Annotated in this window: 8 protein-coding genes; 6 read left to right on the forward strand and 2 right to left on the reverse strand. The window is 32.5% G+C overall.

The genetic code is table 11. The features are described 5' to 3' along the window. The first annotated feature begins 79 nt into the window (after positions 1-79). The 5 genes from clpB to L0669_RS14270 all read left to right on the forward strand — a co-directional run bounded on the left by clpB (position 80) and on the right by L0669_RS14270 (position 9,358). Entirely contained in the window at positions 80-2,683 is a 2,604-nt protein-coding gene (gene clpB, locus L0669_RS14250; RefSeq protein ID WP_173971396.1) for an ATP-dependent chaperone ClpB, read from the forward strand. Between the two features lie 433 nt (positions 2,684-3,116). Next, positions 3,117-4,004 (forward strand): DUF808 domain-containing protein, encoded by an 888-nt coding sequence (locus tag L0669_RS14255; RefSeq protein ID WP_263758365.1) that lies wholly within the window; start codon positions 3,117-3,119, stop codon positions 4,002-4,004. A gap of 342 nt (positions 4,005-4,346) precedes the next feature. After that, the gene (locus L0669_RS14260; RefSeq protein WP_263758367.1) at positions 4,347-4,757 is read left to right on the forward strand and encodes a hypothetical protein; all 411 of its coding nucleotides are present in this window, start codon (positions 4,347-4,349) and stop codon (positions 4,755-4,757) included. Positions 4,758-4,973: 216 nt separating this feature from the next. Then, the gene (locus tag L0669_RS14265) at positions 4,974-8,228 is read left to right on the forward strand and encodes a YCF48-related protein (RefSeq protein ID WP_263758369.1); all 3,255 of its coding nucleotides are present in this window, start codon (positions 4,974-4,976) and stop codon (positions 8,226-8,228) included. A 242-nt stretch (positions 8,229-8,470) separates the two neighbouring features. Continuing rightward, positions 8,471-9,358 (forward strand): carbon-nitrogen hydrolase, encoded by an 888-nt coding sequence (locus L0669_RS14270; RefSeq protein WP_263758371.1) that lies wholly within the window; start codon positions 8,471-8,473, stop codon positions 9,356-9,358. Between the two features lie 138 nt (positions 9,359-9,496). Here the strand turns inward: L0669_RS14270 and L0669_RS14275 are convergent, their stop codons facing one another. Together L0669_RS14275 and L0669_RS14280 are read right to left on the reverse strand one after the other, a co-directional pair. After that, a complete protein-coding gene (locus tag L0669_RS14275) occupies positions 9,497-10,765 on the reverse strand; it encodes an OmpA family protein (protein ID WP_173971404.1) in 1,269 nt (422 codons plus the stop codon). Positions 10,766-10,985: 220 nt separating this feature from the next. After that, positions 10,986-12,506 (reverse strand): choice-of-anchor I family protein, encoded by a 1,521-nt coding sequence (locus L0669_RS14280; RefSeq protein ID WP_263758373.1) that lies wholly within the window; start codon positions 12,504-12,506, stop codon positions 10,986-10,988. Between the two features lie 187 nt (positions 12,507-12,693). Here L0669_RS14280 and L0669_RS14285 point away from each other — a divergent pair, with 187 nt between their 5' ends. After that, complete coding sequence (locus L0669_RS14285) at positions 12,694-13,734, forward strand: agmatine deiminase family protein (RefSeq protein ID WP_263758375.1); 1,041 nt, start codon at positions 12,694-12,696, stop codon at positions 13,732-13,734. Positions 13,735-13,786 lie beyond the last annotated feature (52 nt).

Genomic DNA, 13,786 nt, shown 5'->3' on the forward strand with positions numbered 1-13,786 from the left:
TTAAAAATTTAATCCAATAAATCGTAATTTTAATCATATCAAACTCTATAACTAACGATCAAACTTAAAACGTATACATATGAACATAAATAAATTTACAATTAAGTCGCAGGAAGCTATACAGTTATCTCAACAGTTAGCTCAAAGCAACGGGCAACAACAAATAGAAAACGAGCACATTTTTAAAGCTATTTTTGAAGTAGACGAAAATGTTGCACCGTTTATTTTGAAAAAACTAAATGTAAATGTTCCGTTGTTTTTACAAATATTAGACAGCACTATTCAAAGCTTTCCAAAAGTTTCAGGAGGTGATATTTTACTTTCCAGAGATGCAAACAAAGCCTTGAATGAAGCTGAGATTATTGCTCAGAAAATGAACGATGAATATGTTTCTATCGAACATTTAATTTTAGCAATTTTCGATTCAAAAAGTAAAGTTTCTCAGATTCTAAAAGATCAGGGAGTTACCGGAAAAGGTTTAAAAGCAGCGATCGAAGAACTTCGTAAAGGAGAAAGAGTAACATCGGCTTCAGCTGAAGAAAACTATAATTCATTAAATAAATACGCTAAAAACCTAAACGAATTAGCACGTAACGGAAAACTGGATCCGGTTATTGGCCGTGACGAAGAAATCCGACGTGTTTTACAGATTTTAACGCGTAGAACAAAAAATAACCCGATGTTAATAGGAGAGCCAGGAGTTGGTAAAACTGCTATTGCTGAAGGATTGGCACACCGAATCGTTGACGGTGACGTGCCGGAAAACTTAAAAGATAAAATCGTTTTCTCATTGGATATGGGTGCACTGATTGCCGGTGCTAAATTTAAAGGAGAATTCGAAGAACGTTTGAAAGCTGTTGTAAAAGAAGTTACAGCTGCCGAAGGTGATATTGTTTTATTTATCGATGAGATTCATACGCTTGTTGGTGCAGGTGGAGGAGAAGGCGCAATGGATGCGGCCAATATCCTGAAACCAGCTTTGGCTCGTGGTGAGTTAAGAGCCATTGGTGCAACGACTTTAGATGAATATCAAAAATATTTTGAAAAAGATAAAGCCCTGGAACGTCGTTTCCAAAAAATCTTAATTGATGAACCGGATACTGAAAGTGCGATTTCAATTTTACGTGGAATCAAGGAAAAGTATGAAACACATCATAAGGTTCAGATTAAAGATGAGGCAATTATTGCAGCCGTTGAACTTTCGCAACGCTATATTACAAATCGTTTCTTGCCGGATAAAGCGATCGATTTGATGGATGAGGCAGCTTCTAAACTGCGTATGGAAATCAATTCGAAACCAGAAGAATTAGATGTTCTGGATCGTAAAATCATGCAGTTAGAAATCGAGATCGAAGCGATAAAACGTGAAAAAGAAGAAAGTAAACTGAAAATCCTTCGCATGGATTTGGCGAACTTGAAAGAAGAACGCAACGAAATCTATGCAAAATGGAAATCTGAAAAAGATATTGTTGACGGAATTCAAACCGTAAAACAAGAAATCGAAGATTTTAAATACGAAGCAGAACGCGCAGAACGTGAAGGAGATTACGGAAAAGTTGCTGAGATTCGTTACGGAAAAATAAAAGAAGCACAAGAACGCCTTGATGTTTTACAAAAACAATTGCAAGAATATCAATCAGGTACTTCTTTGATCAAAGAAGAAGTAACGCGCGAAGATATCGCAGAAGTCGTAGCAAAATGGACAGGTATTCCTGTTATGAAAATGCTTCAGACAGAACGTGAAAAACTATTGCATCTTGAAGACGAATTACACAAACGTGTTGTGGGTCAGGAAGAAGCGATCGAGGCTGTAAGTGACGCTGTTCGTAGAAGTCGTGCAGGATTGCAAGACATGAAAAAACCAGTTGGTACCTTCTTATTTTTAGGTACAACGGGAGTAGGTAAAACGGAGTTAGCAAAAGCTTTGGCCGAATACCTTTTTGATGACGAAAACGCTATGACGCGTATCGACATGAGTGAGTATCAGGAACGTCACAGTGTGAGTCGTTTAGTAGGTGCACCTCCTGGATATGTAGGTTATGACGAAGGAGGTCAATTGACTGAAGCCGTACGTAGAAAGCCGTATTCTGTAATTTTGTTAGACGAGATCGAAAAAGCGCATCCGGATACTTTCAATATTTTATTGCAAGTTTTGGATGAAGGTCGTTTAACAGATAATAAAGGTCGTCTTGCTGATTTTAAAAATACAATTATCATCATGACATCCAACATGGGAAGTCAGATTATACAAGATAAATTCGAGAACTTAAAAGGAAGCATTGAATCTGCTACAGAATCAGCAAAAGTTGAAGTTTTAGGATTATTGAAACAAACCGTTCGTCCGGAATTTATAAACCGTATCGATGAGATCGTAATGTTTACGCCTTTAACAGTAGAAAACATTTCGAAAATTGTGAGTTTGCAACTTAAGAGTGTAACAAAAATGCTTGCCTTACAAGGTATTGCAATGGATGCTACACCAGAAGCTATCAAGTATCTATCTGATAAAGGTTACGATCCGCAGTTTGGAGCAAGACCGGTAAAACGTGTCGTGCAAAGAGAAGTGTTGAATCAGTTGTCGAAAGAAATTTTGGCAGGAAACATCACTACAGACAGCATCATTTTATTAGATGCTTTTGATGGGCAACTGGTATTTAGAAACCAAACCCATCATGAAGAATAATTTTTTTTGATTTTAATATTTTTAAAAAGCATCAGTCGAAAGGCTGATGCTTTTTTTGTTTAAATGTTTCAGTATCCGTAAATCATGAAACTTTTTTTAAAAGTCATATAAATAGATTCACGGATTAAAGTAAGAACTTTACTTTCAACTTTCATAAATTTATATTACTAATCAATAAAAAAGAAACACCATGAACAATATATTTAGAGGATTACTAGCAGGTTACGGAGCAAAAAAATTAGGCGGAGGATGTTTTGGTACTATTTTCGTCTTTATAATTATTTGGGTGCTTTTAGGGCAATGTAGTTAATTTTAGACTTATAAATAACCAAAAAAAGTCTTAGATTAGCACCTATAAATAACCAAACTGGTACATTAAATTGATTACTCAATGTCAATGAATTACACAGTTTTTAAAACCAAATAAAATACAATGGCATCAGGTTTTTTCGTATTATTAGATGATATCGCAGCAATTATGGATGATGTTGCAGTAATGAGTAAAATTGCAGCAAAAAAAACAGCCGGAATTTTAGGCGATGATTTGGCCGTAAATGCTGAGAAAGCTTCAGGCTTTGCTTCATCTAGAGAACTTCCGGTATTATGGGCAATTAGTAAAGGTTCGCTTCTTAATAAAATCATTATTTTGCCAATAGCTTTTTTATTAAGTGCATTTTTACCAGTAGCAATTATCGTAATTCTTGTACTTGGAGGGCTATTTTTAGCCTACGAAGGAGCTGAGAAAATTTACGAATTTATATTTCCGCACAGTCATGAAGAATCAGCAGGAATAACCGAAGAAACTTTAACAGAAGAACAAATTCTGGAAGCCGAAAAAGGAAAAGTAAAATCAGCCATCATAACCGATTTTATTTTATCAGTCGAAATCGTAATTATTGCCTTAGGTACAGTAATCGACGAGCCACTTGCACAGCAAATCATCGTAACATCTATCATCGCTTTAGTAGCAACTGTTGGTGTTTATGGCATTGTTGCCCTTATTGTTCGAATGGATGAAGCAGGTTATAAATTGATTAAGCTTAGTAAAAACAAAAAAAGCATATCAAATCTTATAGGGAATGCATTAGTAAAAGCACTTCCATTAGTAATTAAAAGTTTAACAGTAATTGGTACGATAGCTTTAATTCTTGTAGCAGGCGGAATCTTTGTGCATTATATACCATTTTTTCATCATTTAGTGCCTCAAATCAAATTACCTTCTATCATAAAAGAATTTGTAATTGGTTTGGTATTAGGATTCGTAGTTTTAGGATTTGTAAACCTGTTTAAAAAACTATTTAAAAAGAAAGAAATCGCATAATAGTGTATCACTATATTTATATCAAAACACTGGTCGAAAGGCTGGTGTTTTTTTTTTTTAGAAGCAAAGCAATTATTTTCAAAAAGACCATTAGTCCCGCTATCCACTATATGTTTTTATCCGTTAAAAAACGGCTAAAAAGGATGCCGTTCCTATCGGGGCTATGCCAGAAAAAATTAATTTTCATCAGAAATAACTGTCGTTTCGTTATTTTTTTTATTCTGTTAAGTTTTTGATATTTAATTGTTTATTATTTTTGTTCAATTATTTAACAAATTACTAAAGCAACCAATGCAACTCTTTTGCATCTTCATAGTAATTAACACTTAATTATTATTTTATATGAAAAATTTTAAATTTAAATCAGTTCTTGTAGTATTATTTTTAGCAACAGCATTGATTTCTTGCAGTAATGATGATGATAAACCAGGACCTAACCCAGTAGTAAGAGTAGCATCAGTAACAGCAATAGATGGTCCTGCAACAGGAAAGGTAGATCAGGAATTGAGTTATGATATCACTTTTGTAGCAGACAATGCTTGCGCAGAATTCAGTAAATTTAATGAAACAGTTATTGAGGATGTAAAAGGATTACAGGTTGAAGTAAAATACCCATCAGAAGTATGTACATTACAAGTTCCGAATCCTAAGAAAACGGTATACAAATTTAAATCAGCTGTAAAAGGAACTTTTGAATTCAAATTCAAAAAATCAGATAAGGAATTCGTAACTAAAAAAGTGGTTATCGAATAATTAGTTTACTTGGATAAATTTTTGGTCAGAAAACCATTTTACAAATATTTTAAAATATTTGTAAAATGGTTTTTCTTTTTAGTTAAACTCGATTAGATAGTAAAAAAAAATAAATTTTAAAATTGACTTAAATGTTGTTTTTTGTCAGAAATAGTGGTTAATTTGACACGACTTTAACATTATTGATTGCTTATTTCTAAAACCATATTCTATTTTATGATAAAAACTTTACGCCTCTGCTTAATTGCATTTTTTTCTTTTTTTTGTTTAATACCAAATGTGATTTCCCAAAAAAATTGGCAATTATTAAATCCTACACCTTCTCCTAATTTAGGCAAAGAAATTAAATTCGTTTCTGAGAGTACTGGTTATATTATAAACAAAAATGAAATATTAGAAACTATTGATTCAGGAGTAACCTGGAAAAAAAAGCAAAATATTAATAGTGGAAATGATTTAAAATTCTTTAATAATATAGGTTACATAGTTGGTAATTCAGGCTACATATTAAAATCTGTTGATTACGGTACTTCATGGACACAAGTAAATGCAGGTTTTTCATCTAACTTTAATTCTGTAACGATTGTGAATGAAACAACAGTAGTTATTTCAAGCTCAAATGCTGTTATCAAATCATTAGATGGAGGAAATAGTTGGTCAAGTTTGAATGTGCCTAATGCTTTTGTAATTAAATCTTTTTTCACAACACCTTTAATTGGACATGCAGCTTGTAAAAATGGAAAAATGTTAAAAACAATTGATGGAGGAGTTAACTGGTATGCTACAATGACTTCAAATGTCATACCGTCTGATTTTTTTACCATTTACTTTGTAAATGAGAATATTGGTTTTGCATCTCGCCAACATAGTGAACTCTATAAAACAATTGATGGGGGAGAAACCTGGATAGAAATTCCAAATATTTCTACTTCACTATTTGCTTTTTCATTTTTAAATGAAAATATTGGCTATGCATCAGGAGAGAACGGAGTAATTCTTAAAACGATAAACGGTGGTCTTACTTGGAATTCCGCTGGTTTTCAATTGGGACGTGTCCTCTATACTGATATTTACGGCATACATTTCTTAGATGATAACAGAGGATTTGCAACCGGTGCCTCAGGCAGAATTATAAAAACAATTGATGGAGGTAAAACATGGACTGGATATTCTCCTACTTATAATGATATAAAAAAAGTACAATTTACAACAAATGAAATAGGTTTTGCTTTGGCCGGTAATTCATTTTTTAAAACAACAGATTCAGGTACAAGTTGGAATATAATTAGTTCAGTAGATGATGATAAATATTCTTTAATGAAATCTTTTGTTTTTTTTAATGAAAACCTTGGTTATGCAAGTTCCCACAGTGGCCATGTCTTAAAAACAATAGACGGAGGTGTTACATGGAATGCACTAAATAATGGGTTTGCACTTCTTTCTGAAGGAGTTAACTCAATATCAATTCTTAATGAGAATACAGTTTTGATTTCTGGTGGATATAATACGCCGAAAATATTAAAAACTGTAGATAGGGGTAATACTTGGGCTAATATTTCGAATTATAATTTTTCTAAAATGCAATTTTTAGATGAAATGGTTGGTTATGCACATGACTCTTATAAAAGATTTTATAAAACAATTAATGGAGGAATTACGTGGCAATTGATGTTTACTGCTCAGGAATATATAAATTCTATAGATTTTGTAGATAAAGACAATGGTTATATAATAGGTGATAATGGTTTAATTCTTAAAACAAATAATGGTGGAGTAAATTGGATAAAGCTTAAATGCCCCTATGTAAATTATACCTCTGTTAAATTTTATTCTAAAAATGTAGGATATGCTTTTAGTGAATACGGTTTGTTGTATAAAACTGAAAATGGAGGAAGTAGTTGGGTTAATATATTTAATTTATCTTCAGCTTTACCTAGTAATAGTATTTCAATTTCTGGAAAAGATATCTATTTAGCAGGCGAAGGTGGACAAATTTTGAAAAGTAGTATTGATTTTAAATCATTTACTTTGCAATTAGATCCAGCGCAAAATATTCTTAGTCAAAGTGCCATTTTATCTGGTAATATAACTGTTAATGAAGGTGTTTTGGATAAGGTTGAGATTGAGTATTTTAAGTCAGGTTCTAAATTAAATGTTGCAACTTTATCAAATTCAATAAATACTAACTCTTCATTAGATTTTTCATTTTCTTTAACTAACCTTGATCCTAATTCAATGTACTATTATAGAATTGTTGCTAGTCGCGATAATCAGCCCTATCTTAGTGAACTGAAATTTTTTACCACAAGTGAAGATTATGTGATAAAATTAAATAGCATTAGTAATATTTCTTCAAACAAAGCTATAATTGATGGAAGCATAACATCTAATCAATACGATATTGATGGAATAGAATTTCAATATAGTACCGAAGAAAATTTTTCGAAATATAGCGTCCTTAGTAGTAATATTGTTGTCAAGGGAAATACTACTCAAAATGTAAATGGAATTTTGAAAGATTTAAAACCTAAAACTCATTATTATGTGAGACTTAAAGCAAAATATGAGGGAAAAGATGTCTACAGTGAAATTAATTCTTTTGTAACTCAATCAGAATATGAAATAAATCTATATTTTCCAAGTATAGTAGATAATGATGTTTTATTATCGGCTTATATTATTTCTAAAACTAATACGATAAGCAATATAGTTTATGAATATGGGATTTTAAACTATGATAATAGTATAGTTATCAATGAGCAAATTTCAGCGGGATCTGCCAAATTTGTAAAAGCACAATTAACAAACTTAGATCCTGATAAAATATATTTTTATCGCATAAAAGCACTAAATGGCTCAAATGTTATTTATAGTATGAGTGCGATTTTTAATACTTCTAAACATCCACTTTTTAAAGTAGGGGATGTGTTTGAAAATGATGACTCCGTTAAATTAACAGGATATTTAAATACTACAGGAGGAGGTGCTATAACTGATATTGATTTTGAGTATGGACTAACACCAGATTTTGGGTCAACCATTAGCACTAACATTAGTGATACGTACGGAAATGGTACATTTTCATTATACGGAGTTTTAAATAATCCTTTAAAAGGTGTAACATATTATTATCGACTTAAAGGTCTGGATCAGAATAATAATCCATTATATTCAGATATATCATCTTTTACGACGAAGTCTTTAGGAATTAATATTCCAGATTTTAATAAGAGCATTTCTCTATACCCTAATCCAACTAACGGACTTATAAATCTTATTATACCTGAGAATAAAACTATTAATTCAATTTTAGTTAGTGACCAATTAGGAAAAGTAATTAATTATAGAGACACTGTAAAAACAGGAGATCTTCAGAATATTGATCTTTCAGGAAAATCTACAGGTGTATATTACATTAAAATTATAATGGATGATAATTCGATAATCAATAAAAAGGTAATACTTAAATAAATACCCTAATGTAGTGATTACTTAGATAAAATTTTGGTGAGAACCATTTTGCAAATGTTTTTAAAATATTTGTAATATGGTTTTCTTTTTTCTGAACATTTCGTTAGGATTGATCATATAAATCTGGTAAATTCAAGAAGAAACAAACATCTGGAATTATTCATTAGCGAACTTTTTCGATTAATAACAACACTTTGCCATTCCTCTAAAAATTACTATTTTTGCACTCTAAATTTTATGTCATGCCGAAAAGAAAATATAAAATCGCCGTTATTCAGTTAAATCTAAATGACGTTGCCGAAAATAATCTTAAAAAATGTATCAGCTGGGTAAAAGATGCTGCCACTAAAGGTGCCGAAGTGATCTTATTACCTGAATTATATAGTAGTCATTATTTTTGCCAAAGCGAAGACGTAGACAATTTTGCATTAGCAGAACCACTTTACAGTACTTCATTTATTGCTTTTAGCGAATTGGCAAAAGAATTAGGAGTAGTAATTATTGTTCCTTTCTTCGAAAAAAGAATGGCTGGAATTTACCACAATAGTGCCTATATTATTGACACTGATGGTACAGAAGCTGGTTTATACCGTAAAATGCACATTCCGGACGATCCGCATTTCTATGAGAAATTCTACTTTACTCCTGGAGACTTAGGTTTTAAAGCAATTGAAACTAAAAAAGGAAAAATCGGAACTCTAATTTGTTGGGATCAATGGTATCCGGAAGCAGCTCGTATTACAGCATTAAAAGGAGCTGAGGTGTTGTTTTATCCAACCGCTATTGGATGGCATCCAAAAGAAAAAGAGCAATACGGAGAAAATCAATACGGTGCCTGGATGAACGTTATGAAAGGTCACGCTGTTGCAAACGGAGTTTTTGTTGCCGCTGCAAACAGAATTGGTTTAGAAAAATATATCGAAGGAACAGAAGGAATTCAGTTTTGGGGAGCATCATTTATTGCGGGACCTCAAGGTGAGATTTTAGCTCAGGCTTCGCACGATCAGGAAGAAATTCTAATTGCCGAAGTTGATTTGGATCTACAGGAAAATGTACGTCAGAACTGGCCATTTTTCAGAGACAGAAGAATTGATGCTTTTGGAGATATTACAAAAAGAGCAATTGACTAATTCAGTTAATTTATAAATACAAAAAGGACGAAATATAAATTTCGTCCTTTTTATTTTTCTTATTTTATTTTTCTTAAAACCAAAAAAAATCCGCTTCAGAATATTCCAAAGCGGATCTTTAAAAAATATATAATAAGATTATTTTACTTTAAAAGTAACTCTTCTTACGATTTGACGAGCTTCTTTAGAATTTTTGTTCACAGAAGTATCTTCACCGTTAGCAATTACATTTAATCTTGAAGCATCAATTCCAGCATTTTGTGCTACTTTTTTCACAGCTTCAGCTCTTTTTCTTGATAATTCAGTGTTGTAGCTTGAACTTCCAATTTCGTCAGCATATCCTACGATATCTGCAGATTTTCCTGGATTATTTTTCAAGTATTTCACTAAGAAATCAACACCAGATAAAGAAGCATTTGTTGGTTTAGAAGAGTTAAAGTCAAAATATACATTAACATAACCTCCGTTAATCAATTCTTCAACAGTATTATTTGTTGCTGTACTTTCAGCACCTTTTTTAACATAAGTTTTGTCTAAGTAGCTTTCTAATTCATCCGGAACACCATTTTGGTTGTTATCAATAGATTGTCCTTTAGTATTTACAGCAACTCCTGAAACAGTATTAGGCTCTAAATCGTATAGATCAGCAACACCATCTTTGTCAGTGTCAATAAGACCAGTTTCGATTGTAGTAACTCTGTTTTCTAATTGGTTTAATCTTTCATTTTCTTCAGAATACCAGTCAGCATGTTTTTCGTTTTTACCTAAGTAGAAAGTCAAACCAATAGAGGCATTTAATAATACACCATCTAATGAACCTGTAGTTGGAACTCCGTGACCATCAAAGTTGTGATTTTGTCTTCCGTTAACAATACCAGTAAGATCTCCTGTTAAAGCAACTCTGTTACTTAATCTAACTTGTCCAGTTAATCCCATGATTCCATGAGCCATGTAATCTTTTCCGTCAAAACCGTCATCATTGCTTAATTGTGAAACACCAAAACCACCATGTGCTAATAAACCAAAAGTGTTTGTCCAGGTTTCAAAGTTTAAAGCTCTACCAAGGTTAATAACCCCTTGTAAACTTGCTCTGTAATATTTGCTGTCGAATTCCGGCGTGTTATCGCGTTCGTGAAATTGGTCATATCCAACATCCAGTTTCAAACCAAATTTAGGATTGAACATATATCTTACACCTAAATCTGCGTGAAACGGACTAGCAGTTTCTGTAGAATAACCTGGGGTTAATGCTCTAAGAGGTTTGTTTAAACCACCATTTAACTCTAAAGACCATTTATTGTAAGAAGGTTTTTCAATTGTAGGTTGAGCTGATGTCGTTGCCATATTTTGTGCACCCGCAGCAAATGTTAGTAGTAAAAGCGATACTGAAGCTAATTTCTTTTTCATGATATCCAAATTTTAATTTAATTGTGATTATTACGAGTTTTTCGTTTTAAACTCAGGACAAAATTATACTACGAGTTTTAGAATGTGTTCTATTTGCTCTTACATAATTCCCACCTTTTGGGTTTTATTTATGTAAATACGTTAAAAGAATCAAAATTTTAGACCAAAAAAAAGAGCTAAATATAAATTTAGCTCCTCTTTAAAATTGTAAATGTGAAAGTTATTTTAAATCTGGTTGGTATATTTTTATCGTTCCATCTCCCTCACTACTAACGACTAACAAACTTCTTTTGTTTGGACTTTTAGAAGCCGGAATAAATAATATTCCTTCAGGAGCATCACCGGTTTTTACCGTTTGTAAATATTGAGGCGAAGTAGGATTCGTTACATCATAAGTCATGAAAGCATCAGATCTTTCTAAGCCAACAAACAGAATATTCTGACTTCCCATCTTAACAGCTACCACAGCTTCCGGTTCAGAACCTTTATCATCGCTGCGTTTGTCGTCATAAGTTCCTAGATCATTTGTTTTTTTATCTACATCATTTTTACTGTCGTAAACAATTTTTCCAGTATTTCCGTTCCAGATCGAGAAAGAACGAGCTCCAAAAGCTACTAATTCATCAAGATCTCCATCGCCGTCAGTATCACCCATATCAGCCACAAGATTTAATCTTCCTAAATTAGCATCTAGTTTTAAGGTAGCAGCATCAGGAAAAACAGTTGCATCAAATTTCATGCTTTTCATACGTTTAATGTCTGTGTTGGCCGTATATTCTCTAGCGTCACCTTCATTCGCTGTAACAAAATAAGGAACGTTATTAGAAGAAAAATGGCTAATTCCGTCAGGCATAAACATTCCTTTTACTTTCCACGGATTAAAAGCTATTTTATCGTCGCTGTCGCTTACATCAATTGCATTTTCGGCAGTATTGAAATTTTTAAATCCTAAAGGATAAATAGCCGTGATAGTTTTAGTAGTCAAATCTACTTTTGCTACTCCATTATTTTCCTGTAATGTTACCCAAGCAGTTTTAGAATCATCAGAAATAGTAACATATTCAGGTTCAATATCCTGAGCAAAGCTTTTTGCAGCTTTAGAAATTCTGAAACCATCCTTTTTAAGTGCTTCAGCCTGACCGCTGAAAGAACTAAAATCTAAAGTTGTAACAGCATAATTATTAGTTACTTCTATGATAGAAATCGTTCCAATTGGATCTTGCGAATAATCAGTATTTGGTTCACCCTCGTTAGCTGTCATAATATATTTTCCGTCAGGCGAAAATGTAATCATATCAGGCAAAGCACCTACAGTAATTTGCTTAATTACACTATAATCGGTAGTATTAAAAACAACTACTTTACCGTTTGCTTGCTTGTTTACTGTAGATTCTAATGCAACGGCTAGTTTCCCTTCAAAAACTGCCACACTATTAGAAGCTCCTTCATATGGAGTCAAATCTATTTTGCCAATTTTAACTGGTTTCGTCGGATCAGTTAAATCAATAACATCAATTTGGTTTGTTCCGCTATTATTTACTGTAAAAAGTTTTTTTGTTTTTTCGTCGTAGGCTGTGATTTCTGCTGCGCCTTCGCCACCAATAGTTATAGAGCCAATTTCTTTAAAAGACCCTGGATTTTCGTTTAAAAGAACTTCTTCTTCTTTTTTAGAATTTTCATCATTATTACAGCTTACCATGATAGATAAAGCGGCTAATAGTGAGATACTTAGTTTTTTCATTTTGTGTGTGTTTTAGTTTTGCCAAATGTAATTAGGAGATCTTGGTCGTATATTAAGCCTTCATTATTTAATCTTTAACTTAATTTTTAGAAGATAATTTGTCTTAAATTGATATGATTTTGGTTCTGCTATTTTATAATCCTGCCGAATGCTTATCTTTGTACACTTTCAAAATTAGAAACATTTTATGTCAACAAATAATAGAAGATTTCCAGCAGAATGGGAAAAACAACAAGGAATTGTATTGTGTTTTCCGCATAATGGTAACGACTGGCCAGGAAAATATGAGGCTGTTCAATGGGCTTTTGTAGAATTTATTAAAAAAGTAGCCACTTTTGAAACTGTTTTTTTGGTCGTAGCCGATGAAAAACTAAAAGAAAAAGTAGCCGAAATGCTAGAAAGAGCACGCGTAAATATTGCGAATGTATCTTTTATCATTCATAAAACAAACAGAAGCTGGATGCGTGATTCTGGGCCAATTGTTGTAAAAAATGGTTCGAAAAGAGAAGCATTAAATTTTAATTTTAATGGTTGGGCAAAATATAAAAACTATCAGTTAGATAAATTTGTTCCGGGTAAAATTGCCGATTTTATTGATGTTCCCTTAACTCAGGTAATGTATAAAGGAAAACCGGTAATTGTAGAAGGCGGAGCAATTGATGTAAACGGACGAGGAACTTTATTAACCTCTGAAGAATGTTTGATGCACCCGACAATTCAGGTTCGAAATAAAAACTTTACAAAAGAAGATTACGAAGCTGTTTTTAAAGAATATCTTGGAGTTACCAACGTAATTTGGTTAGGAGACGGAATAGAAGGAGATGATACTCACGGTCATATCGACGATTTATGCCGATTTGTAAACGAAGATACGATTGTAACAATTGTTGAAACAGATAAAAATGATGCGAATTACAAACCGTTGCAAGACAATTTGAAACGTTTGCAAAATGCAAAATTAGAAGACGGAAAATCACCAACAATCGTAGCGTTACCAATGCCAAAACGTGTAGATTTTGAAGATTTAAGATTACCTGCAAGTTATGCTAACTTTTTAATCTTGAATAATTGTGTCTTGGTTCCTACTTTTAATGATAGCAATGACCGAGTTGCATTAAATATATTAGCAGAATGTTTCCCTGACAGAGAAGTAATAGGAATAAGCTGTATCGATTTTATCTGGGGATTTGGAACTTTACATTGTTTAAGCCAACAGATTCCTGCATAAAAAAATAGTCGCATTAATCTGTGATAAAATTATCAGGTATACAGAGACTTTC

Origin of the sequence: Flavobacterium bizetiae (assembly GCF_024271895.1) — a bacterium.
Taxonomy (GTDB): domain Bacteria; phylum Bacteroidota; class Bacteroidia; order Flavobacteriales; family Flavobacteriaceae; genus Flavobacterium; species Flavobacterium bizetiae.

Excerpts from the sequence above, each read along its gene's own strand:
- L0669_RS14265 (WP_263758369.1), top strand. The coding sequence starts at position 4,974 with ATGATAAAAACTTTACGCCTCTGCTTAATTGCATTTTTTTCTTTTTTT.
- L0669_RS14285 (WP_263758375.1), top strand. The coding sequence starts at position 12,694 with ATGTCAACAAATAATAGAAGATTTCCAGCAGAATGGGAAAAACAACAA.
- L0669_RS14255 (WP_263758365.1), top strand. The coding sequence starts at position 3,117 with ATGGCATCAGGTTTTTTCGTATTATTAGATGATATCGCAGCAATTATG.
- L0669_RS14270 (WP_263758371.1), top strand. The coding sequence starts at position 8,471 with ATGCCGAAAAGAAAATATAAAATCGCCGTTATTCAGTTAAATCTAAAT.
- L0669_RS14275 (WP_173971404.1), bottom strand. The coding sequence starts at position 10,765 with ATGAAAAAGAAATTAGCTTCAGTATCGCTTTTACTACTAACATTTGCT.
- L0669_RS14280 (WP_263758373.1), bottom strand. The coding sequence starts at position 12,506 with ATGAAAAAACTAAGTATCTCACTATTAGCCGCTTTATCTATCATGGTA.
- L0669_RS14260 (WP_263758367.1), top strand. The coding sequence starts at position 4,347 with ATGAAAAATTTTAAATTTAAATCAGTTCTTGTAGTATTATTTTTAGCA.
- clpB (WP_173971396.1), top strand. The coding sequence starts at position 80 with ATGAACATAAATAAATTTACAATTAAGTCGCAGGAAGCTATACAGTTA.